The sequence below is a fragment of the Acinetobacter sp. YH12040 genome (assembly GCF_013420005.1).
Taxonomy (GTDB): Bacteria; Pseudomonadota; Gammaproteobacteria; order Pseudomonadales; family Moraxellaceae; genus Acinetobacter; species Acinetobacter amyesii.
The window spans coordinates 125,638-149,283 of record NZ_VOZB01000005.1 but is presented as its reverse complement, the minus strand read 5'-3'; the positions used below and the strand labels follow the sequence as shown (position 1 = coordinate 149,283).

Below are 23,646 nucleotides of genomic sequence, written 5' to 3'. Positions count from 1 at the left end.
TAAATTCATGCAAACCTTACATGTTGAACTCGGTGATCGTCGCTACCCTATTTTTATTGGGAGTGACCTTAATCCACAAACTTTACTTGAGCCTTATGTTCAGGGTAAACAAGTGATGATTGTCTCTAATACCACAGTTGCACCGCTCTATTTAAAACATTATGTAGAAGCAATTGAGGCATTAGGGAAAACTGTTGCGACATGTATTTTGCCTGATGGTGAAAAGTATAAAAATTTAGACCATTTGAATTTAATTTTTGATGCCTTGCTCGAAGCAGGCTTTAACCGCGATTGTACGGTTTTGGCATTAGGTGGTGGTGTTATTGGAGATATGACCGGTTTTGCCTCTGCATGCTATCAACGCGGTGTGTATTTTATTCAAGTACCGACGACTTTACTTTCTCAAGTGGATTCAAGTGTTGGTGGCAAAACAGGGATTAACCATCCACTAGGTAAAAACATGATTGGTGCCTTTCAGCAACCCCAAGTGGTCCTAGCGGATATGGCGCAATTAAAAACTTTGCCTGCGCGTGAACTTTCTGCAGGTTTGGCTGAAGTGATCAAATATGCGTTGTTGGGTGATGTTGAATTCTTAACTTGGCTTGAACAGCATATGGATGCTTTAGTTGCAGGCGATGCAACTTTGTTGGCTGAAGCGGTTTATCGTTCATGCGCTCATAAAGCGCGTATTGTGGCTAATGATGAAAAAGAACAAGGCGAACGTGCGTTATTAAACTTGGGTCATACCTTTGGCCATGCGATTGAATCGTACTTGGGGTATGGTGAATGGTTACATGGCGAAGCCGTTGCAACAGGGATGGTGATGGCTGCAGATTTGTCCCATCGTATGGGCTGGATCACAGTTAAAGATTTAGAGCGTACAAAAAAAATCATTTTACGTGCACAATTACCGATAGTTTGCCCTAAAATTCCGCTAGAGGAATTTTTGGCGTATATGTCCCATGATAAAAAAGTATTGAATGGGCAATTACGACTTATTTTACTGAAATCATTAGGTCAGGCCATCATCACCAAAGAGTTTGATGTCGAATTAATGAAACAGACAATTTTGGCAAATCAGGCAGAGTAGGTACATCATGGCAGCGCGGCAGTCTCAATGGCAAAAAGTTCATCACTACACATGGTTGGTGGGTGGAGCTGTGTGTCTGTTCGCTGCATTGGTTTTTTGGGCGATTACAGATACCAAAGAATTGGTTGAAGTTGAAAAACAAGCGGAAACCGAAGTCGATTTACAAATTCAGCCAGAGAAAGTGGCAGCAATGTCCCATCTTGGTGCATTAAATGACGAAGTGCGTCCGCTTGATATGACGACCCGTGTGGTTGCTACAGCTCAACATGAACCAGAATTTCGCGGCACTAAATTTATCAATGATTCTGTCAAGCTTTATGGTATTGAATTGTTTAGGGTTTCTGAAGAAGATATTTTAAAAAGCTTCTTACGCAAGCAGCCTGAGCGTCACAAATTTATTTATCTACGTCTTTCTGGTGAAGATCATCCTGAGCAATACGTCATTTTAACAGGACCATATTCGTCTCAAAATGATGCGAAAACTGCAATGTCGAGCCTCAATATTGCTTTGCCTGCATCAATTAAACCTAAGGTTGTGGAATTTAAACAATATCAAGCATATGTGAATGACTTAGGCGCGGAAGAAATGTCGTCGAGTCAAAAGTTATATGCTGTTAAATTAAAGTCTGTGCCTTTACCGAAAATTGATGAAGCTCAAATCGCAGCACGAAAAGCAGCGGCTGCAGCGACAGTAACAACTCCAGCTAATGCAACAACAAGTACTACGGTGACTCGCCGTGATGCTGAAGGGAATGTGATTGATGTGCAAAAATCACAAAGTAGTGTAGATGTACCACGTCCAAAACCTGCACCGCTAGAACAAGAAGTAACCGATCCATTCAATTAGTTCTAAAATAGCGCAAGACGTCTTATGAAAAGCTTAAACTGCACAGAAAAAGTGCATAAAATAAAAAAAGAACAATTTGAATTATTTGTTATAACTAAAAAATGCTTGTAATCAGCTATCTTAGGAGAAAATGCATCAAGTTGGCATATAAATTGCTTAATTGGTGCGTAAATTGAACTTTTCTCCCTGTTTTGGCGCGAAAATGATTCGATAAAAGTGCGAAGTCATTAATCCAGTCGTTATCCCTGATCTGAACTGCAAAAGCAGAAAATTTGACTTTTATTCATGCATCTAAGATGAATTCGGTTTATCTTAAGGGTGTGAATAAGAAATAATTTTGCTCGACAGAACAATTCATGTGAGTAAGTTAAGACGAATCGCAACAAGAAATTAGTTTGTTAAGTGCTCGAAAGAGCTGTAAAGAAAAGAAGGGTACGCTATGCACATGCCATCGCCTAATACTGTAGCTCCCGCTCAAGGTTTATACCAACCGGATGAGTTTAAAGATAACTGTGGTTTCGGTTTAATCGCCCATATGCAGGGTGATGCAAGCCATGATCTCGTCAAAACCGCAATGCATAGTTTAAGTTGTATGACCCACCGTGGTGGTATTGCCGCAGATGGTAAAACCGGTGACGGCTGTGGTCTACTCCTTGCTATACCAAAAGAATTTTTCCGTGAAGAAGCGAAAAAACTCAGTGACATTACATTGAGTGAAATCTTTGCTGTGGGTACGGTATTTCTAAATCTAGACCCTGCATTAGCCGCACATGCAAAACAAATTTTAACCAAAGAAATCGAAGACGAAGGTTGTAAAGTCATCGCTTGGCGTGTTGTGCCAACCAATAACGATGCGTTGGGTTCAATCGCGATGCAGTCATTGCCTGCATTTGAACAAATTATCGTGAATTGCCCAATGGGTGTTTCAGAGGTTGAATTCAACCGTAAGTTGGTGATGGCACGTCGTCGTGCAGAACAACAGCTGACTGCTGACCCATACTTCTATGTAACCACTTTATGCTCAACTGTGATCAGCTATAAAGGTTTGATGATGCCAGCAGCCATTGCTGACTTCTATACCGATCTTGCTGATGAGCGTTTAAAGTCACATATTGTTGTATTCCATCAGCGTTTCTCAACTAATACCTTGCCTCGTTGGCCATTGGCTCAGCCGTTCCGTTACTTAGCACACAATGGTGAGATCAATACCATTACCGCCAACCGTAACTGGGCGATGGCGCGTACACCAAAATTTGAAAACCCATTGCTGCCAGGTTTAACTGAGCTGAACCCAATTGTAAACCGTACAGGTTCGGATTCTTCAAGCTTAGACAATATGCTGGAAATCCTTGTCGGTGGTGGTATGGACTTGTTCCGTGCGCTACGCATGTTGGTTCCACCTGCTTGGCAAAACGTTGAAACTTTAGATGCGGACTTACGTGCATTCTACGAATTCAACTCGAAGCATATGGAAGCATGGGATGGTCCAGCAGGGCTGGTAATTCAAGATGGTCGTCATGCGATTTGTATGCTTGACCGTAATGGTTTACGTCCAGCACGTTGGGTGATTACCAAAAATGGTTACATCACATTGGCATCAGAAATTGGTGTTTGGGGTTATGAACCAGAAGACGTTGTGTCTAAAGGCCGTGTCGGTCCGGGTCAAATCTTGGTGATTGATACCTTTACCGGCAAAATGCTCGATACTCAAGATGTGAGTAATCACCTCAAACGTATGCGTCCGTACCGTCAGTGGTTACGTGAAAACTCAGTACGTGTACAAGGCAGTCCAGAGCTAGAAGAATATTTATGTGATCAAGGCTTAAAAGGTGATGACCTGAAAGCTTCACAAAAAATGTTCATGGTGACATTTGAAGAACGTGACCAATTGCTTCGTCCAATCGCTGAAAGTGGTCAGGAAGCCGTGGGCTCAATGGGTGATGATACGCCAATGGCAGTATTGTCTCGTCAAGTCCGCCATGTGTCTGACTACTTCCGTCAGCAGTTCGCTCAGGTTACGAATCCGCCAATCGATCCATTACGTGAATCGATCGTAATGTCGTTAGAGACATGCCTCGGCCGTGAACAAAATGTATTTGAACAAGGTCCAGAGCATGCAGATCGTCTGATCATTTCAAGCCCAGTATTGTCAAATTCGAAAATGCATCAAATCCGTACCCTTGGCCGTAAAGGTTACGAAATTGCAGACATCGACCTGAACTATGCAGAAGATGAAGGCTTAGAAGCTGCTATCGCGCGTATTTGTGAAGAATCTGCACAAGCGATTCGCGACGGAAAAACATTGCTTGTATTGTCTGATAAGAAAATCCGTCAAGGTTTCTTACCTGCAAATGCATTGATGGCAACTGGCGCGGTTCACCACTATTTAATCAATGTAGGTCTACGTACAGATGCCAACATCATTGTGGAAACTGGTTTGGCGCGTGATGCACATCAGTTTGCGGTGATTCTTGGTTTCGGTGCGACTGCGATCTATCCGTACCTTGCTTATGACGTGATTAATGACTTGATCGCGAAAGGCGAGTTGCTGGGTGACCCAATCCATGCGCAAGCGAACTTCCGTAAAGGCATTGAGAAAGGCTTATTGAAAGTACTTTCTAAGATGGGTATTTCTACTGTTGCCTCTTACCGTGGCGGTCAGTTGTTTGAAGCAGTCGGCCTCTCTGATGAAGTGGTTGCAAAATGCTTTACGGGTGTACCGAGCCGTATTAAAGGCGCAACATTCTCTGATCTAGAAAATGACTTGAAAAAATTGGCAGATTTGGCGTGGAAATCACGTAAGCCAATCGATCAAGGCGGTATGCTTAAATTTGTATTCGGTAAGGAATATCACGCATTTAACCCAGACGTGATCAATGCGCTGCATAAATCTGTGCGTTCTGGTAATTATGCGGACTTTAAAGAATACGCAGAGCTAGTGAATAACCGTCCAATCGCGACGATTCGTGACTTATTCAAGCTGAAAACAGATCAATCGATTGCACTCGATCAAGTTGAATCCGTGGAAGAAATTCTGCCACGTTTTGACTCGGCTGGGATGTCTTTAGGCGCATTATCACCTGAAGCACACGAAGCTATTGCAATCGCTATGAATACGATTGGTGGTCGCTCGAACTCAGGTGAGGGTGGCGAAGACCCAGCGCGTTACGGCACTATCCGTAACTCGAAAATCAAACAAATTGCATCTGGCCGTTTTGGTGTGACCCCTGCATATCTAACTTCTGCAGAAGTCCTTCAAATTAAAGTGGCGCAAGGTGCAAAACCAGGTGAAGGTGGTCAGTTGCCGGGCGGTAAAGTGAATGGCTTAATTGCACGTTTACGTTACTCAGTGCCGGGTGTGACATTAATTTCTCCGCCACCGCATCACGACATCTACTCAATCGAAGATTTATCACAGTTAATTTTCGATTTAAAACAGGTTAACCCACAGGCGATGGTGTCCGTTAAGCTGGTTTCTGAGCCGGGTGTTGGTACGATTGCGGCTGGTGTAGCAAAAGCATACGCAGACTTCATTACCATTTCTGGTTATGACGGAGGTACAGCGGCTTCTCCACTTTCTTCAATTCACCATGCAGGTTCTCCATGGGAGCTTGGTCTATCTGAGGCGCATCAGGCGCTACGTGTGAATGACCTGCGTGGCAAAGTCCGTGTACAAACTGATGGCGGCTTGAAAACGGGTCTAGATGTTGTGAAAGCAGCGATTCTAGGAGCTGAAAGTTTTGGTTTCGGTTCTACACCGATGATCGCATTGGGTTGTAAATACCTACGTATTTGCCATTTAAACAACTGTGCGACCGGTGTTGCAACACAACAAGATCATTTACGTCAGGAACACTATATCGGTGAGCCTGAAATGCTGATCAACTTCTTCCACTTTATTGCAGAAGAAACGCGTGAATGGCTGGCAGCGCTAGGCGTTGCAAGTCTGAAAGATTTGATTGGCCGTACAGATTTACTGGAAATGCTTCCAGGTGAAACTGAAAAACATGCACACCTTGATTTGAGCGCATTACTCCAATCGCATCCTGCGGCTGAAGGCAAAGCACAGTACTGTGAAGTACAAGGTAATGCACCATTCGATAAAGGTTTATTGGCTGAGAAAATGGTAGCTGAAATGCTGCCAGCGATTGAAGCAGGTACAGGCGGTGAATATAGCTTCACAATTGGTAACTGTGATCGCTCAATAGGCGCGCGTATTTCGGGTGAGATTGCAAAACGTTATGGCAACCTCAGTATGGAAGCACATCCTGTTAGAGTTAAATTAACAGGGACTGCAGGTCAGTCATTGGGTGTTTGGAACGCAGGTGGGTTACATATCAGCCTAGAAGGCGATGCGAATGACTACGTGGGTAAAGGTATGGCTGGTGGTCGTATCTCGATCTTCCCACCGAAAGGTTCACCGTTCCAAACGCAAAATACTGCGATTATTGGTAACACCTGTTTGTATGGTGCAACAGGCGGTAAATTGTTTGCTGCAGGTACAGCAGGCGAGCGTTTTGCTGTGCGTAACTCAGGTGCGTTTGCCGTGATTGAAGGCGCAGGCGACCACTGCTGTGAATACATGACGGGTGGTATCGTGACTGTATTGGGTAAAGTGGGTCATAACTTTGGTGCGGGTATGACAGGCGGTTTCGCTTATGTGCTCGACCTCGACAATGACTTTGTTGACCATTACAACCACGAATTGATTGAATTGAACCGTATCTCTACAGAGTCGATGGAAGAACACAAAGAGTTCTTGTGCCGTATCTTAGATGAACATATTAAAGAAACAGGTAGTGCTTGGGCGTATAAGATCCGCAACGAGTTTGACTTCTATAGCCGCAAATTCTGGCTTGTGAAACCAAAAGCTGCTAATTTGCAGACTTTGTTGAAAACAACTCAAGCTGATCCACAATAATTCCACTACTGCAGATTTGATAGGCAGGTGTAAGTCCAAACATGCTTACACCTACCCACGGAGAGAGACATGGCAGAGCGCCTAAATAATGACTTTCAGTTCCTGGATGTAGCACGCCAAGATCCAGAGAAAAAAGATCTAGTTGTCCGCAAAGCAGAATTTGTGGAAATCTATAAACCGTTTACAGCTGAAGTTGCAAAAAACCAAACTCACCGCTGCCTTGGCTGTGGTAACCCGTATTGTGAATGGAAATGTCCAGTACATAACTACATTCCAAACTGGTTAAAACTGATTGCAGAAGGTCGCATTTTCCAAGCGGCAGAATTGTGTCATCAAACCAACACCTTGCCTGAAGTTTGTGGTCGTGTGTGCCCGCAAGACCGGTTATGTGAAGGCGCGTGTACGCTAAATGACGGCTTTGGTGCAGTCACCATTGGTAATGCTGAAAAATACATTAACGATACAGCCTTTGCATTGGGCTGGCGCCCAGATATGTCACACGTTAAGTGGACAGACAAAAAAGTTGCGATTATTGGTGCAGGTCCTGCTGGCCTTGGCTGTGCAGATATTCTTGTACGTAATGGTGTGAAGCCAGTCGTATTTGACAAGCGTCCTGAAATTGGTGGTTTGCTGACATTTGGTATTCCAGAATTCAAAATGGAAAAAGACGTAATGAAACGTCGCCGTGAGATTTTCTCGGGCATGGGTGTTGAATTCCGTCTAAATACCGAAATTGGTACAGATGTGACGATAGATCAGCTATTGGCTGATTACGACGCTGTATTCATGGGTATGGGAACCTATACTTACATGAAGGGTGGTTTTGCGGGTGAAGATCTTGTTGGTGTTCATGATGCACTGGATTTCTTGATTGCCAATGTCAACCGTACGCAAGGTTGGGAAAAAGATCCATCTGAATACATCAGCATGGAAGGCAAAAAAGTGATTGTTCTCGGTGGTGGTGATACCGCGATGGACTGTAACCGTACCTCGATCCGTCAAGGTGCCGAATCCGTTGTCTGTGCCTACCGTCGTGATGAAGAAAACATGCCGGGTTCACGTCGTGAAGTGAAAAATGCACGTGAAGAAGGTGTTGAATTCCAGTTTAACCGTCAGCCGATTGAAATTGTGGGTGAAAATGGCAAAGTGACGGGTGTTAAAGTTGTGACTACACAGCTTGGCGCACCTGATAGTCGCGGTCGTCGTAGCCCTGAACCAGTTCCGGGTTCAGAAGAAATTTTACCAGCAGATGCAGTATTGCTAGCCTTTGGTTTCCGTACCAGCCCCGCAGATTGGTTTACAACATCAAACATCAGTATGGATGGTTCAGGCCGCGTCATTGCTGCTGAACAGCAAGAATTTAAGTTCCAGACATCGAATCCGAAAATTTTCGCCGGTGGTGATATGGTACGTGGATCTGACCTTGTGGTAACCGCAATCTGGGAAGGTCGCCAAGCTGCAGAAGGTATTCTTGACTACTTAGATGTTTAAGTCATGACACGCCCAGTGCTTACACTGGATTCATTCAAAAAACCCGCTTCGGCGGGTTTTTTATTTTTTGGAATTTACCTCAAATGACAAGTGAATGGATTTTGCAGATAAATACGCTGAAAAGTTGTCAGACAGCGCTTTAGAATGGTGAATTATGCAAATGTGCTAGCACATTTTGCCATGTGTGAAAGAGCTTAGGAATTACATACTGCGATCATGATCTAAATCTTAGGAAGCGACCATGACGCAAGTGACGACACAAAAAACATATCTAAATCGTCCTAAAGCCATTGGCATTACGGTACGTCGAGCACAATTCAATCCTAAAGCGATTCGCCGGCATTATTTTGCCAACTCACCGGTGATGTCGCATTTGTTGACGGCATTGTCATCGACCTTTCCCATTGGTGAGCAATTCTTTGTGCATAGCGTGCGTAATGTACGCGATAAAGTCAGTGATGAAAAATTACAAGCTGAGATCGCAGCATTCATTGGGCAAGAAGCGATGCATTCCAAAGCCCATGCTGAATTTAACGATGCTTGGCGCAGTGAAACCTATAATTTAGATCGTTTCCAAGCATGGCTGGCGCGTAAAGACAGCTATGTAAAAAACTTACATCCAAAAATACAGTTAGCAATCACCTGTGCATTTGAACATTTTACTGCTTTACTTGGCGGCTATATTTTAAGACATCCTGAAGTACTGAGTACTTTAGATGATGATGCAGTGAAACTTTGGGTTTGGCATGCGATTGAAGAAATTGAGCATCGCGCAGTGGCATTTGATGTATATCAACATGTCTATGGAGATGACAAAATACGCCGCATGATTATGCGCAGTGTGACCACGGGTTTTGCAAGTCTTACGTTTTATTCTGCAACGAAGCTATTTATGCAGGATAAGAAAAAAAGTTTGCCGAAGGTTGGTGGAAATATATTCGGGGCGTATTTATTGGCAAAAATGTTTATTCAATTGACGCCAGAATATTTGTCATATTACAAAGCAGAATTCCATCCGAGCGAAATTGATTACAGTCAGATCGTGAAATATTGGAAAGAACGCCTTGCTGATGAATATCAAATGGAAAGTTTTAAGACTGAAATTACACCGCAATTGTATAGTTAATTCAATATGATAAAAAAGCCCGAGTTGTGGGCTTTTTTTAATGCTAAATATTTTTCGAGTAGATCCGTTTAATCACAAAGAAAATACATAATTCATTCGAAAAATAAGGTTAGAATGAATTTATTTAAACAATTACAAATAAATACTTGAGGTTAAGGGTTATGAATTCAATGAAAAAAAGCATGCTCGCAATCGCATTAGTCAGTACGTTGACCCTGAGTGGTTGTGGCTATAACACATTACAAGTTAAAGACGAAGCCGTTACAGCAGCATGGTCTGAGGTGCAAAACCAATATCAACGCCGTGCAGATTTGGTACCTAATCTTGTCAATGTGGTTAAAGGTTACGCGAAACATGAGGAACAAGTACTGACCGAAGTGACTCAAGCACGTGCCAATGTTGCGGGCTTAAAAGTGGATAAGGAAGTTTTGGAAGATCCAGCACTGTTCCAAAAATATCAAGAAGCTCAAGCGCAGATGACCAGCGCACTTTCTCGTTTAATTGCAGTCTCGGAAAATTATCCAGACTTAAAAGCCAATGAGCAATTCCGTGATTTACAGGTACAGCTTGAAGGCACTGAAAACAGGATCGCTGTCGCACGTAATCGCTACATTACTACGGTACAAGACTTTAATGGCTATGCACGCCAGTTCCCGCAAGTGATGACGGCTAAAGTCATTGGCATGGATACTAAACCTAACTTTAGCGCAGAGCAAAGTGCACAAACTGCACCGAAAGTTGATTTTAATTAATTGGCGTCACTGCATTGTGAGGTGGGCTGATGGTGTATTTTGAGCTAAAACATACAGGTTTGTTGTGGTTGCAGCGCATGGTTTTAGCATGCTTATTGTGTGTGGTGGGTTTCACACATGCAGAAACTGCCACCGCTACAGATGTAGATGCTGAAACAGTTGTTGTCGGTAAAATATTAAAAGATCAGCAGTCAGCTACGCAAAAAGAAACAACAGCACAGCCTGAAATCAAAATTCAGCAGCCGAATATTGCCAATGATATGGCAGATGGCGAGTCGATTCGTGGCTTGCCGACGCTCAATGAACCTGTAGTTGATCAGGCAAACTTACTTTCTGCTGCTGAAAAGCAAGCCATTAGCCAGAAAATTTTACAGTTACACGAACAAGGCAAGACACAAATTGGCGTCGTGATTGTACCAACCACAGGTCAAGAAGATATTTTTGATTATGCCATGCGTGTTGCAGAAAAATGGCAACTCGGTTCAGCAAAACGTGACAACGGGATATTGATGGCGATCGCTGTGAATGATCGCAGAATTCAAATCCTGACGGGTTATGGGCTAGAAGGAATCATGCCCGATATCATCGTTAGTCGCATTATTCGAAATCAAATCACACCGTATTTTAAGCAAGCTCAGTATGCTCAAGGCATTGATGCTGGCTTAACGGAAATAACACGTATTTTAAATCAAGACCCTGAAGTTGCAGCTCAGGCAGCCCAAGAGTTGAAAGAGCGTCAGGAACAAGCCTTACACGAACAACAAGCCAAAGAGAAAACGTTTACAACGGTTCTCATCATTTTGGTGATTGGTATTTTTGCATCCTTTATTGTGGGTAAGCGCTTAAGTGCGTCAACTGCTGCTGTTGCAGGTACCGTTGCGGGTTTGGTCAACGGTGCAGGTCTACTCACCAGTCTGTTGATGGGTGGAGCAATTTTCTTTTTACTGATTACGGCTATTGCTCAAACCATTTTTCAAATGTTCCTTGCTGGTGGTGGGGGCGGTGGAGGCCGTAGCGGAGGTGGTGGCTTTGGTGGCGGCAGCTATAGCGGAGGCGGTGGTGGCTTTGGCGGTGGGGGAGCATCAGGTTCATGGTAACGAAAACAGAAACAACAGAAATTGTCACCTGTCCTAAAACACAGGAAATACAACAACCAAGTTTTAAACGCTGGTTGAAGCACTTCTTTTATATGCCTGCAGCAAACCGCTTTTTTAATAAGCAAGATCAGCAGGCCATTGCGCAAGCGGTGACAGAAGCTGAGCATGGACATGTAGGTGAAATACAGGTGGTGATCGAAGGGCATATTCCTTCGAACCAAGCCTATTATCAAAATACCCGTGCACGTGCTGAACAGCTCTTTGCTGAACTGGGTGTGTGGGATACGGAATTTAATAGTGGTGTTTTGCTTTATCTAAACTTATGTGAACGTCAGGTGGAAATTGTGATTGATCGCGGGATGAGACAGGCAACCGATGCCCAAGTGTGGCAGGATATTTGCGCGCGAATTATCCAAAGCATGCAAAATAAACAATACCGAATAGCTTTGACTGTTGGTGTAAAAGAGATTGGTGAAGTGATGGATCACTTTTATGCAGGGAAGTCTGTAGATAAAACTAATGAAATCGCAAATGCGCCAATAATTTTGCGATAAAAAAACGGTGATAAAGTGACACAAATCGTCACTTTTAAACACAAAAAGAGACGTAATGGTTACAAAAAATAAAAATATTTTTTTAAAGTGCTGTTTTTTCTGTTATTTTCACTATAATAATTCTTGGCACGCTCTGTGCTATTTATAAAACAAGCTACATAGCTTTATTAAATAATTAAATTAAAAAACATTTGTGGAGAATGTTATGAAATCAGTTCAAAAGGGTTTTACTCTTATCGAATTAATGATCGTTGTAGCAATTATCGGTATTCTTGCTGCGATTGCGATTCCTGCTTATCAAGACTATATCGCTAAATCTCAAGCTACATCTGGTTTAGCAGAGATTTCTCCAGCTAAAACTCAATATGAAGTTCTTGTAAATGAAGGTAAAACAGATGCGGCAGATTATACTCCTGCTTCTGTTGGTATCAAAAACTCTGATCGCTGTACTGTTGGGGTAGCAGAACCGGCTGCTGACGGTTCAAAAACTGGAGCGATCACTTGTGCTCTTAAAGGTTCACCAAAAGTATCAGCAGGGACACTTAGTTTAAACCGTACAGCGGCTGGTGCTTGGACTTGTACAGTAACTGGTACTTTAGATCCTAAATATAAACCAGGTTCATGTTCATAATTTGAATTTGGGTTAGAAAAGAGAGCCTATAGGCTCTCTTTTTTTGATTTAATATTTGTTGGTCGGTTTGCCTAAGTTTTCAGGAACATAGGGTTCTAAACGTAAAGGGCGACCTGAATCCCAAAATGCAGGTGCACCTTCCCAATCTATACTAATACAGTCTTTACAGATAATATCTTGTCCATGTACCAACAAAAGAATGCTAGAAAATAGAACGATTAAAAACATCCATAGATATTTCATTGAATTTATATTTGAAGGTGCAGGATTTGGACGAAGACAAAAACTTAGAGTATATGACAAGACGCATAAACTTGTGATTTGGCTGACTGGATAAAGCAAACTACCAGACAACATTGAATTGATCAAAATCGCAATTGTACCTGCCAATAGTAGCGGAGGGATCTGAGATATTTTTTGCTTTATATTTATGCAGAGTGCAATGATGAGTCCTGTCAGGAGAAATACAGAAAGTCCCCATTCGCTTAAAAATTTTAGCCAAATATTATGTGGGTGAGCAATGATGGTATAAGGTTGCTGCAAAAGAAAATGATTACCACCCACCCCTAAAATTGGATTCTCAAGCCAAGTATTGAATGCCTTTAACCATAAATCAATTCGACCCGAGCTACTAGTTCTTGCTAAAGCAGATCCGATTGAACTCGGTAAAATTTGATGATAGATGGTATACAGGCTAAGTGCAGTGAGACCTGATAAAATAGGGAGTTTCAAATCAAATTGCTTACTTTTTTTATGATAAATCACACTCAGTATTAGACCAGTGATGATTGCAAGTAGACATGCTCTTGCGCCATGAAATAGAAAATTCAATAAGTAAATAGTTGAAACACTATAGATGGAAATAGTAAGTAGCCAATGCTTGGGTTTTGTGAGTTGATCAGATACTTTTAAAAAGCCAACACGAAGCCAGAGTAGAAATATGCAGGGTAGTAGAGCATCATCAAGCATGCGGATATTGGTAAAGGATTGGGTCCAGCTACCAATGCCACCTTGTAATCGATCAAAAATCGCAATGGGTAAGAACATCAGCGTTAGCATGGGTAGAATTGCTACGCATGCAAGTATATTTTCTGCAAGTTTTTTATAGTATTTAAAGAGATTGGCATAAATGAGGCAAGCGCTCATGAGTAAAAAATATAAAGAGGCATCTGCATATGCACGAGGAGGATAATGGGAATTTGCAGCTGAAATTAATATAATGAAGACTAGAATACTAATTATAAGAGAGATATTTTTATCAAATTTAATATCAATTATTTGATACTTCTGTTGAAAAATCAGTTGGATACCTAATATGTTGGCAAAAATTAATAGTAGAATTTCGTATATTCGCCAGGCATCATAAGGTGCTTTAACCCAATAAAAGCTTAGACTAGAAAATACAATAAAACTAAATAATGGAATAAAAATAATTAAAGATTTGTTTATACTATTAAACATTTGAAATCCGTTTGAATTTTTTATTAGGGGAATTATATGCAAGATATGAAGGAAATACTAAAAGAAAAATTTAGGGCATTTGTGCTACATTTAATGTTATCCATTTTTGTTTTGACATTATTATCATTTTTTATTTTATATCTTTGGTATCCATCTCCATTGTTAGAAGCAGTGAATGGGTATAGGATTTTTCAATTAGTACTTATGATAGATGTAATTTTGGGACCATTATTAACTTTTGTTGTTTATAGAAAAAATAAGAAGACTCTTAAAAAAGATCTTACTATTATTGTTTTATTGCAAGTTAGTGCATTGATATATGGGGTATATAGCCTAGCATCAGCTAAACCTGTTTGGATTGTTTTTAATGGTAATAAATTTGAATTAATTCAAAAAAATGAGATTATAAATTCAAGCAAAAATATTAAAAAAGAGTACTTAACATTTAATTATTTTGCCAAACCTAAATTTGTCGCTGTGGAGTTAAGTGGTACAATGGAAGATAGACAAAAGAAAATGATGGATGAAATTTTTTCTGGAATTTCTCTTGCACAGCAACCAGATAATTATGTAAAAATATCTAAATTAGCACCTAAAATTCTGAAATCCTCATATCCCTTAGAAATGCTTTCAAATTATAATAGTAAAGATCAAATTGAAATTGAATTAAATAACTATCGTGAGACCTCTAGGTTTGTTCCATTAAAAGCCAACGCCGTAGATATGACAGTCTTAATCAATAAAGAAACGGGTGAGGTTATTAAAATCGTTGACCTTCGCCCTTGGTAGTAATTTATGAAAATAAAAAACCCGCATCCGCGGGTTTTTTTAATAAGTTTAAATCTGACTCTGAATGTAATTCTCTATACCTACAGATTCAACTAAGTCTAATTGGGTAGTAGCCCAATCCAACCATTCTTCTTCTTTTTCTAAAATTTCTTGAACTAGATCACGAGTGACATAATCAAGTTGCTCTTCTGCTAGTTTAACGGCAGTTTGAATGGTTTCAATGTTCTCTTTGACTTTACGTACATCACAATTTAAGACTTCAACAGTATGCTGACCGATATAGAGTTTACCGAGGTGCTGTAAATTTGGTAAACCTTCTAAAAACAAAATTCGCTCAATAATTTTATCAGCATGCTTCATTTGACGAATTGATTCTTTATATTCCGCAGAGCCCAGTTGCTCAATACCCCAATCGTTAAACATCCGTGAATGAAGAAAATATTGGTTAATTGCAGTTAAATGATGATAAAGCACCTGATTTAACTGATTAATTACATCACGATTGCCTTTCATGTCTGACTCCTTAACCACAATAAAGCTCGAACTAAGCAATATAAATTCGATATTAGAATAGAAATATCTTAAACAACAAAGTGCAAATTAGCGAGTGTTTTATAGAACAGCAAATGAAAATCACAATCAAAACAAGGCGCTAATTTTTAGATCTTTAATAAATAAAAACCCGCTTAGAGTCAGAAGCGGGGGAGGAGGAATGGTCTGAGACCATTGGTTTTATAATTATGATTGTTGAGAAAATTTAAAAGCTTGGTTTATGCGGCAATTGCGATACGGGCTGCAATTTGCGCAACTTCATCACTGATGATCATACGAGCTTCAGGAACACAGCGACCACAACAGGTGCCTAAATCGAGCATATCGCGAACTTCACGATAGCTTTCTGCACCATTGGCAATTGCATCTTTAATGTCTTGATCAGTAATACCACGGCACAAACAAACGTACATGAAATCAAACCAAGTGAATAAATGGGATAAGTAATATTATTGATAATTATTATCGTTTGTCAATAAAAATCATTTAAAAATGCTTTTAAGGTGATTGAGTTTTTGAATAAAAACTGTCATTTAAGCGGAAATCTGAGTAATGCTCAGATTTCCATGTGAGGCTTTTGTTCTTTTGGAATGTGATACTTAGTGAATGGCTTAAGCAATGTTTACTAACTTATTGATTAATAATAACCACACCATCCATTTCAACTAGTGCACCTTTTGGTAGGCTAGCTACACCGAGTGCAGCGCGTGCAGGGTAGGGTTGAGCAAAGTATTCGCCCATAATTTGGTTGACCAATTGGAAGTTAGAAAGGTCAGTGAGGAAAATATTCAGCTTAGCGATATCGGCTAGCGTACCACCTGCCGCTTCACATACCGCTTTTAAGTTGTCGAATACACGGCGAATTTGAGCTTCGATGCCTTCTACCAGCTCCATGCTATATGGATCTAAGCCAATTTGACCTGATAAATACAAAGTGTCGCCCACTAAAATGGCTTGTGAGTAAGTACCAATTGCAGCGGGTGCATTTTCAGTATGGATTACCTGGCGGGACATCTATTTCTCCTATTATCATCACAGACACAACATATATAAAAATGCGGTGTCAGGTTAGCTGGCAACTTTCGCAGGCTCAGCAATGGCAAGAGGTTGTGCCAAACGACTGATGCGTGGGAAGCCAAAATGCATTCTTAAATTACGGATAATTTCGGCAATTTGTTTACGATTGTGTACAACAATATTCACATAGGTTTTTTCTTCATGTGAACGGACAGTTTCTACACCGACTTTTTCTTTACGGCATAGATAAATCAGCTCTGAAATTTGTTCATCATTTAACAGTATGTTTAAGCATAAATAGGCTGTAAAACTAATGTCCTCACTGTCTTCTGTAGTCCAGTGTAAAGGCATGATATTTTCAGGATGTAAATGTTGTTCATGCAATAAATTATGACAACGTGAACGGTGCACAATCAAACCACGACGTGATAAATGCCCTTGTATTGGATCGCCTAAAACGGGGTTACAGCAGTGCGCATATTTAACGTCGACACCGTCAGTGCCCAAGATTAAGCGTGCAGAGTTTGAAGTCTGAATGGTATCTTGAGCATATAAATGATTAGCAACCAATTGCGGTAATAAGTCACCCACGGCAATCTGTTCAAATAATTTTTCTTTATCATTTAAATGACGCCAATTCAGCACATTTTCCCAATCCGCTAATGTCAAATCACTTACAGAACGGTTAAAGAGTTTTAATGCGCGATTTAAAGCTTGCTGACCAACTAAACGTTGTTCATCTTGGTCTTGGTCACGGAGGATATTTTGTAATGCGCGGCGGGCTTTTTGCGTATTAATAAAGCTTAGCCAGTCAGGGTTTGGTGTTGCAAGAACATCAGTGATAATTTCAATCACTTGACCACTCAGTAATGGTGTTGAAAGGGGCTTGGTTTCCCCATCAATTTTTGCACCAACGGCATGGTTGCCCAAAAATAAGCTTGCTGAATAAGCGAAATCAACCGCAGTGGCACCCTGAGGGAGTTCATGCAAATGACCGTGTGGGGTGTAAACCCAAATTTTTTCTTGATGTAGATAATCGAGTAATTCACTAAATGTGGTCTTGGCACATGCGCCATCGACTAACACGTTTAAATTTTGCATGGAGGCTTGGATCGCTGAGCGACAAGCTTGTGGTGCATTTTCACCGAGAACCACACCAAAGCGCGCCGCTTTACGCATCAACTCCGTTTGGATGGTCAGTGATAAAATGGTCTTTTCACCTTTTAAGCGCATCATCAGTGACTGGTTGCCACCGGGTAACGGGCGGCGAATATGATCGGTGTAATTTAGAACTTTAAAGCTTTCTTTGAGGATGTCTGCAAGTCGGTCACAGTCTGCGATACTTTGTAAAATAATTTCAAAGGCATGACTATGGGTAAGCTCTTGCAGATCAATATCGTTTTTTACAAAGTGACGAAGTAATTCAATATTATTATTCTTCTTTTTAATTCGACCTGAAATATGGTGTTGTTCTAGTAAGGCGGTGAGGTTGTTTTCCCACTTAGTTTGGTATTCGCAGCGTTTCGGTTTGGTTTGTAATAGAGCTTCTTGAACATTGTTATACATATCTAAGTCGAGATTTTGATAACACAAATGTTCAAGGTTGTCGGCCATTTCATTCATACCGACAAGGCGTGCCATAGGCACAAAAATTTCAAAGGTTTCTTGGGCAATACGAGCACGTTTGTCAGGGCGTAAAGCACCTAGTGTGGTCATGTTATGATAACGATCCGCCAGTTTAATAATAATGACACGTGGGTCTTGTAGGGTGGCTTGCAGAATTTTACGGAAGGATGCGGCTTTATTATATTCTTTATCACTAGAGTGGCTGAGTTTAGTGACGCCGTCGACGAGTTCAGCAACGGTCAGACCAAATTTTTCAGTAATATCTTGTTTTGTAAATTCGGTATCTTCAATGACATCATGTAGTAAAGCGGCCATTAAAGTTTCCGCATCAAGACGCATATGCGCCAAAATACAGCTCACCGCAATCGGGTGAAGGATGTAGGGTTCGCCACTTTTACGTGTAATACCATCATGGGCAATATCCGCATAGTCGCAAGCTTCAAGCACGCGTTCGACATCACTTACTGAAAGGTAAGCGTCGATAATCACATTTAACTGTTGCTTGGCTTGGCTGACCATTGGGCCTGGCATAGAACACCCTTTTACTACTGATTTACAAATGAAACGGTTAATACTTTAATGAAATGCATATTGCATGACTTGTCAATTTTTTAGTTTAAAAAAATGAAAATCTTTTTCGCTTGCTTTGCACTTCTTAAGCTTATGTTATAACTGTTCTGAGTAAAATATTAAAGAGAATCCATAAAAAAAGCCTAGTTAAAAACTAGGCTTTTAAGGTCAGGTTTATCTTATTGGAAAGAAAAACCGTCTAAGTTTAGGTTATTTGCAGAAAGTGCAAGGTCTAAACTTGAAGTTTGGTAGTCTTGTTCACGTTGTTTCAAAATGTCTTTAGAAACGTGACCCGCTGCGATTTCACGAAGAGCAACAACGGTTGGTTTGTCATTGTCCCACTCAACAGTAGGTTCGATACCTTGACGTGCCAATTGACGCGCGCGTTTGCTTGCCACTAGTACAAGCTCAAAGCGGTTGTCTACATGGTCTAAACAATCTTCAACGGTTACGCGTGCCATAAGAATTCTCGTTTGAATATAAATTTTTAACAGACTGTGCAGTATAAGGTGCTTTGTCTATAGACTCAAGTTTTAATCACTGTTCCGTAGGGGTGATTAATTTCTCAATCAATTTTTCGTGACGCATGGCCTGTTGTTTTAAAACAAGACGATTGGCAATAATCACGGACTCTAAGTCATGCAGTGCTTTATTAAAGTCATCATTAATAATGATATAGTCAAAATTAACGTATTGCTGCATATCTTCTACGGCACAGCTAAGACGATGTTCAATGACTTCAACAGAGTCTGTGCCACGATTGGATAAACGTTGACGTAAATCAAACTGACTCGGAGGGAGAATAAAAATTTGTCTAGATTCAGGAAAAAGTTTACGAACCTGTTCAGCACCTTGCCAGTCAATTTCAAGTAAAACGTCATGACCTTTGGCCAATTGTTCTTTTACTGTGCGCTGTGCAGTACCGTAATAATTACCAAATACTTCTGCATATTCAATGAAGCCGCCTTCATTTACCAAAGATAGAAAATCTTCTTTTTTTGCAAAATGGTAATGTACGCCGTCTAATTCGCCAGGACGCTGACCACGAGTGGTATGAGAAACAGAGACATGTAAATTGTTTACACGTTCAAGCAGGGCTTTAACGAGGGATGTTTTGCCCGTTCCCGAAGCAGCAGAAACGACAAACAAGAGACCCGACATGATATTTTTCCTGATATGATAAAATATCTTCTCTATTTTAGAGCAGACGCGCGCCAAACAAAATAGTCAGACGTCTATTGTTTACATTTATTTCAAGTGATACCCGTAAAATTGAGTGGGCATTGAGGATTCTATGGAAATTGTTTTAGCTAATCCACGCGGTTTCTGTGCAGGTGTTGATCGCGCCATCGCGATTGTGAACCGTGCACTGGAATGCTTTAACCCCCCAATATATGTGCGTCATGAGGTAGTACATAATAAATTTGTGGTGGACGACCTGCGTCAACGCGGTGCGATATTTGTGGATGAACTGGATGAAGTGCCAGATGACAATATCGTGATTTTCAGTGCGCATGGTGTATCTAAAGCGGTACAACAAGAAGCTGAACGCCGTGGGCTAAAAGTTTTTGATGCGACCTGCCCTTTGGTGACCAAGGTGCATATAGAAGTGACCAAGTACGCTCGTGAAGGTGTGGAAGCGATTTTGATTGGTCATGAAGGTCACCCAGAAGTTGAAGGGACAATGGGTCAATATGACACCAAAAATGGTGGTTCGATTTATTTGGTTGAAGATGAACAAGATGTTGCAGAGCTAGAAGTGGTGCATCCTGAAAAAGTAGCGTTTGTAACTCAGACAACGCTTTCTATAGATGACACAGCAAAAGTCATTGATGCCTTACGTCAGAAGTTCCCTGAAATTCAGGGGCCGCGTAAAGATGATATTTGTTATGCCACTCAAAACCGCCAAGATGCCGTACGTGATCTGGCTGAGCAATGTGATGTTGTATTGGTTGTGGGTTCACCGAACTCTTCGAACTCGAACCGATTACGTGAATTGGCTGAACGGATGGGTAAGCATGCGTATTTGGTGGACAATGCCGATCAGTTACAGCAAGAATGGTTTAATGAGCACACAAAAATTGGTGTAACTGCAGGAGCATCGGCACCTGAAATTTTAATTAAACAAGTAATTCAGCGCTTACAAGATTGGGGGGCTAAATCTCCGCAAGAGTTGGATGGTCGTGAAGAAAATATTACATTTAGTTTACCAAAAGAGTTACGTATTCCTGTAACTCAGGCATAAAGTGTTAATGACTTAACATTCTGAATTTTTTTAAGAATTGACAGATAATTGCTTTTTGGCAATTATCTGTTTTTTTATGCCTTTTATCCTTATTTGTGTTTGTTTTGTAATTTAATTAGATATTATTTTTAATAGGGTAAAGTTTGGCGCGCCTTGGGGGGAGTATGCAGAAAAATAATGGATTTACGTTAATTGAGCTGATTGTGACGATTGCTGTTATGGCGATTATTGCGACTTTAGCTGCGCCTTCGTTTGGGAATTTAATTGAAAAAAGAAAATTAGATGCTGAAACAAGAGAGTTATCTTTTGTGTTAAGTGAAGCTCGTGCTCAAGCAACAACATTGAGGTCCAATGTCACCCTTAAATTTCAACATGGTCAAAATACTTCAATTCTAAAGTATTGGGCTCCAAAATCAGAAAATATCATATTAGATAATACTGCAAATGATGTTGATTTTTCAGATGTCGTATTTACACCTATTGGACAACCGTTACAGCGGACAAAAACTATTATTGATCCAGCAGATTCATCTACTAAGGTCGTGAGAATTCCGTTGAAATTTTCATTATGTAATCCTGAAATAAAACAAAGTAGAACGATTTCGGTATCGATGAATGGCACTGTGACAAGTATAGAGTCGGGGCAATGCTAATGAGTTCAAAAAATATAAAATCACAACATGGCGTGGGACTGATTGAAGTACTTGTTGCCTTGCTTTTGATTGCGATTGGAATTTTAGGTTTTTCTGCCTTGCAATTAAGAGCAATGGATGCAGCAAATGAAGCGGCTGATAGAACCTTCGCCATTAATATCGCACGTGATTTATCTGAGCGAATGAGAGCAAATAAATCAGGTTTTGATCAATATAAAACTTCTATTAATTCGAATAAAATCAATGAGACAGGTTGTATAGGTACTACAAGTTCATATGCTCCAAACTGTAATGCTGAAAAAATGGCTAACTTTGATGCTTCTGAAATAAATAAGAAGGCTACTGCCAATGGACATATCGTAAGAATAGATGCTTGTCGTGGTTCTACATTAAGCTGTGTTTATGTAGCGTGGGGCGATACAGATATAAAAACATCTATTGATCAATGTGTTTCTACAAGTGGAAGTTATGTTGCTAATGCTCAATGTTTAGTTATGGAGTCTTACTAATGAATAGAGGTCTTCAAAACGCTAATAAAGGCTTTACTTTACTTGAATTAATGATTGCCTTAACACTTGGTCTAATTGTTAGTGCAATAGCAATTCAATTGACCTTAACGGCCCAAAAAGGTGTTTCAAGTCAGCAAGCTATGTCTAATTTACAAAATGATGCTTTGTTTGGTTTGGAGGCGGTTGTTAGGGATATTCGCCTCGCAAATTTAAATGCTTCAGATGTCGTTATAAATGACAGCGTTCTGCATGGTGGTATTGTACTTGATGCGAAAAATTATACTTCAAAAAGAACGGGTGCAGGACTGGGTGATGTCGAGCTTGTAGATGCTTTATCACTAGGTAATATAGAAAATACATCTAATTTGTCGGGTGTAAAAAGTGATCAATTGGTCATTCAATATAAAAATATGATGGAAGATCAGTTTGATTGCGAGGGTGCAAAAATCCCAGTAAATACTTTTGTGGTTCAAAAGTATTTTGTTCGTAAAGACAGTGCTAAAAATGAACCTAATGAACCTTTTTCTTTGGCATGTAAAGCATTTACTTATACAGGTGATGAGCCAGCAAAAATCGATTTAAGTGGAAATGGCGAAATTATAATTCCTCGAGTGGATTATTTTGGGGTTATGTTAGGCGTTGCTAAGGATAAATGTGTTGATACAGAAACCGCAGATGCCTTGATGAGCTGTTTTGGTTATATCTCAATAAATGACTATATGGCATTAACAACGAAGCCGCAAATTGTAATGTTAAAAGTGGGAATGTTAGTACGTTCAACGAATTCTACAGGTAGTAATGATTTATTTAATGAAGATAAATTGTATGAAATATTAAATGTAAATTCTAAATTGAAACCTAATACTAAAAATGACCAATATATGCGCAGCATTGTGACTCAGACTATTGCTCTAAGAAATGGTTTTGGCATAGAGAAGCAGGAATAGGAGTTGCGCCATGAAAAGTATTAATAATTTAAAAAATCAGTCTGGTGCAGTTCTTATTGTTGTACTGATCATGCTGGTTATTATCGCCATTGCGGGAACCTGGGCTATTCGCTCAAGTATTACTTCACTCAATATTTCTACCAATGCTCAAGCTCAATCTTTGCTTATGCAAAACAGTGACTCAGTGTTTTACACCTTAGAAAATAAAACGAGTGACGATTTGACATTTGCTCAAATGCGGATTGGTGATGGCATGTTGGCTTATGTGTTGAGACCTGAAAACAAAGGTAAAGAGCTGGTCTTCTGTATTCGTGGGGCTGTGACTGATAATTTTTCGGGTAGTCGTATTGCGAGCTCAGTTTATTGGGTAGGTAATTCAATTATGAATACTGAGTTGGGTGTTAATGGTTTTTGTAAGGTTGAACGTGGTGATTTTATTAGCGGTCGTCAAGCTGTGATGACACAGGTTTCTATTCGTGCAGCAGATGCCTCTCGTGATTGGGAACACATGATGGAAGGTGATGATAAAGAAAGTTCAAAAAGTACAGGTATTCAAAAAGTAGCGATTACTTCGACATCTATATTGCCAAATTTAGGGAATGCAAGCCTTAAACAGGTGAGCGGATGTTTATCAAATTACACGAGCTTTGTAGATCCTCTTGTTAAAAATGACACAGTTACCGACTGTCTATCCCAATTAAATGTCCCATATAGCACTCAAGAAATGGAATATAGTCTGCGCTCGCTGAAAGCTAGCTCGTAGGAGAT

The 23,646-nt window shown here is 40.4% G+C and carries 22 protein-coding genes; 15 read left to right on the top strand and 7 right to left on the bottom strand.

Annotated elements, in window-relative coordinates; translation table 11 throughout:
• Positions 1-7 precede the first annotated feature (7 nt).
• The 9 genes from aroB (at position 8) to FTT99_RS07420 (ending at position 12,509) form a co-directional block, all read left to right on the top strand.
• Entirely contained in the window at positions 8-1,090 is a 1,083-nt protein-coding gene (aroB, locus tag FTT99_RS07460; protein ID WP_180124536.1) for a 3-dehydroquinate synthase, read from the top strand.
• Positions 1,091-1,097: 7 nt separating this feature from the next.
• Positions 1,098-1,937, top strand: a complete 840-nt coding sequence (locus FTT99_RS07455) for a hypothetical protein (RefSeq protein WP_180129585.1) — start codon at positions 1,098-1,100, stop codon at positions 1,935-1,937.
• Between the two features lie 445 nt (positions 1,938-2,382).
• On the top strand, positions 2,383-6,858 hold the full coding sequence (gene gltB / locus FTT99_RS07450) for a glutamate synthase large subunit (RefSeq protein WP_180161372.1): 4,476 nt from the start codon (positions 2,383-2,385) through the stop codon (positions 6,856-6,858).
• Positions 6,859-6,927: 69 nt separating this feature from the next.
• Entirely contained in the window at positions 6,928-8,349 is a 1,422-nt protein-coding gene (locus FTT99_RS07445; protein WP_180129584.1) for an FAD-dependent oxidoreductase, read from the top strand.
• Positions 8,350-8,590: 241 nt separating this feature from the next.
• On the top strand, positions 8,591-9,475 hold the full coding sequence (locus FTT99_RS07440) for a metal-dependent hydrolase (RefSeq protein ID WP_180161369.1): 885 nt from the start codon (positions 8,591-8,593) through the stop codon (positions 9,473-9,475).
• Between the two features lie 161 nt (positions 9,476-9,636).
• Positions 9,637-10,227: a LemA family protein gene (locus tag FTT99_RS07435; RefSeq protein WP_078189372.1), complete on the top strand. Its 591-nt coding sequence runs from the start codon at positions 9,637-9,639 to the stop codon at positions 10,225-10,227.
• A 29-nt stretch (positions 10,228-10,256) separates the two neighbouring features.
• Positions 10,257-11,324 carry a TPM domain-containing protein gene (locus FTT99_RS07430; RefSeq protein ID WP_180161367.1) on the top strand — a complete coding sequence of 356 codons (1,068 nt, stop codon included), beginning with the start codon at positions 10,257-10,259 and terminating at the stop codon, positions 11,322-11,324.
• Entirely contained in the window at positions 11,318-11,878 is a 561-nt protein-coding gene (locus FTT99_RS07425; RefSeq protein ID WP_180161365.1) for a TPM domain-containing protein, read from the top strand. Before FTT99_RS07430 ends, FTT99_RS07425 begins: the two co-directional genes overlap by 7 nt.
• Before the next feature lie 205 nt (positions 11,879-12,083).
• Positions 12,084-12,509 carry a pilin gene (locus FTT99_RS07420; protein ID WP_180161363.1) on the top strand — a complete coding sequence of 142 codons (426 nt, stop codon included), beginning with the start codon at positions 12,084-12,086 and terminating at the stop codon, positions 12,507-12,509.
• Positions 12,510-12,557: 48 nt separating this feature from the next.
• Here the strand turns inward: FTT99_RS07420 and FTT99_RS07415 are convergent, their stop codons facing one another.
• On the bottom strand, positions 12,558-13,970 hold the full coding sequence (locus FTT99_RS07415; protein ID WP_180161360.1) for an O-antigen ligase: 1,413 nt from the start codon (positions 13,968-13,970) through the stop codon (positions 12,558-12,560).
• Positions 13,971-14,006: 36 nt separating this feature from the next.
• Here FTT99_RS07415 and tfpZ point away from each other — a divergent pair, with 36 nt between their 5' ends.
• Complete coding sequence (gene tfpZ, locus FTT99_RS07410; RefSeq protein WP_180161358.1) at positions 14,007-14,759, top strand: TfpX/TfpZ family type IV pilin accessory protein; 753 nt, start codon at positions 14,007-14,009, stop codon at positions 14,757-14,759.
• 48 nt (positions 14,760-14,807) lie between these two features.
• Here tfpZ and bfr read toward each other — a convergent pair whose 3' ends face one another.
• The 6 genes from bfr to gmk all read right to left on the bottom strand — a co-directional run bounded on the left by bfr (position 14,808) and on the right by gmk (position 19,685).
• The gene (bfr, locus tag FTT99_RS07405) at positions 14,808-15,272 is read right to left on the bottom strand and encodes a bacterioferritin (protein WP_180132113.1); all 465 of its coding nucleotides are present in this window, start codon (positions 15,270-15,272) and stop codon (positions 14,808-14,810) included.
• A gap of 257 nt (positions 15,273-15,529) precedes the next feature.
• On the bottom strand, positions 15,530-15,724 hold the full coding sequence (locus tag FTT99_RS07400; RefSeq protein ID WP_218953929.1) for a bacterioferritin-associated ferredoxin: 195 nt from the start codon (positions 15,722-15,724) through the stop codon (positions 15,530-15,532).
• Positions 15,725-15,941: 217 nt separating this feature from the next.
• Complete coding sequence (locus FTT99_RS07395; protein WP_078189365.1) at positions 15,942-16,325, bottom strand: RidA family protein; 384 nt, start codon at positions 16,323-16,325, stop codon at positions 15,942-15,944.
• A gap of 54 nt (positions 16,326-16,379) precedes the next feature.
• Positions 16,380-18,485 carry a bifunctional (p)ppGpp synthetase/guanosine-3',5'-bis(diphosphate) 3'-pyrophosphohydrolase gene (locus FTT99_RS07390; RefSeq protein WP_180132114.1) on the bottom strand — a complete coding sequence of 702 codons (2,106 nt, stop codon included), beginning with the start codon at positions 18,483-18,485 and terminating at the stop codon, positions 16,380-16,382.
• Between the two features lie 218 nt (positions 18,486-18,703).
• A complete protein-coding gene (gene rpoZ / locus FTT99_RS07385) occupies positions 18,704-18,985 on the bottom strand; it encodes a DNA-directed RNA polymerase subunit omega (protein ID WP_067762989.1) in 282 nt (93 codons plus the stop codon).
• 76 nt (positions 18,986-19,061) lie between these two features.
• Entirely contained in the window at positions 19,062-19,685 is a 624-nt protein-coding gene (gene gmk, locus FTT99_RS07380) for a guanylate kinase (protein WP_078192517.1), read from the bottom strand.
• Between the two features lie 133 nt (positions 19,686-19,818).
• Between gmk and ispH the strand changes: the two genes are divergently transcribed.
• The 5 genes from ispH to FTT99_RS07355 all read left to right on the top strand — a co-directional run bounded on the left by ispH (position 19,819) and on the right by FTT99_RS07355 (position 23,641).
• A complete protein-coding gene (ispH, locus tag FTT99_RS07375) occupies positions 19,819-20,769 on the top strand; it encodes a 4-hydroxy-3-methylbut-2-enyl diphosphate reductase (RefSeq protein ID WP_180161355.1) in 951 nt (316 codons plus the stop codon).
• Positions 20,770-20,933: 164 nt separating this feature from the next.
• On the top strand, positions 20,934-21,422 hold the full coding sequence (locus tag FTT99_RS07370; protein WP_071850951.1) for a Tfp pilus assembly protein FimT/FimU: 489 nt from the start codon (positions 20,934-20,936) through the stop codon (positions 21,420-21,422).
• Positions 21,422-21,931 carry a type IV pilus modification protein PilV gene (gene pilV, locus FTT99_RS07365; RefSeq protein ID WP_180161353.1) on the top strand — a complete coding sequence of 170 codons (510 nt, stop codon included), beginning with the start codon at positions 21,422-21,424 and terminating at the stop codon, positions 21,929-21,931. The genes FTT99_RS07370 and pilV overlap by 1 nt, the downstream gene beginning before the upstream one ends.
• Positions 21,931-22,878 (top strand): PilW family protein, encoded by a 948-nt coding sequence (locus FTT99_RS07360; protein WP_180161351.1) that lies wholly within the window; start codon positions 21,931-21,933, stop codon positions 22,876-22,878. Before pilV ends, FTT99_RS07360 begins: the two co-directional genes overlap by 1 nt.
• Before the next feature lie 10 nt (positions 22,879-22,888).
• The gene (locus FTT99_RS07355) at positions 22,889-23,641 is read left to right on the top strand and encodes a hypothetical protein (protein ID WP_180161348.1); all 753 of its coding nucleotides are present in this window, start codon (positions 22,889-22,891) and stop codon (positions 23,639-23,641) included.
• Positions 23,642-23,646 lie beyond the last annotated feature (5 nt).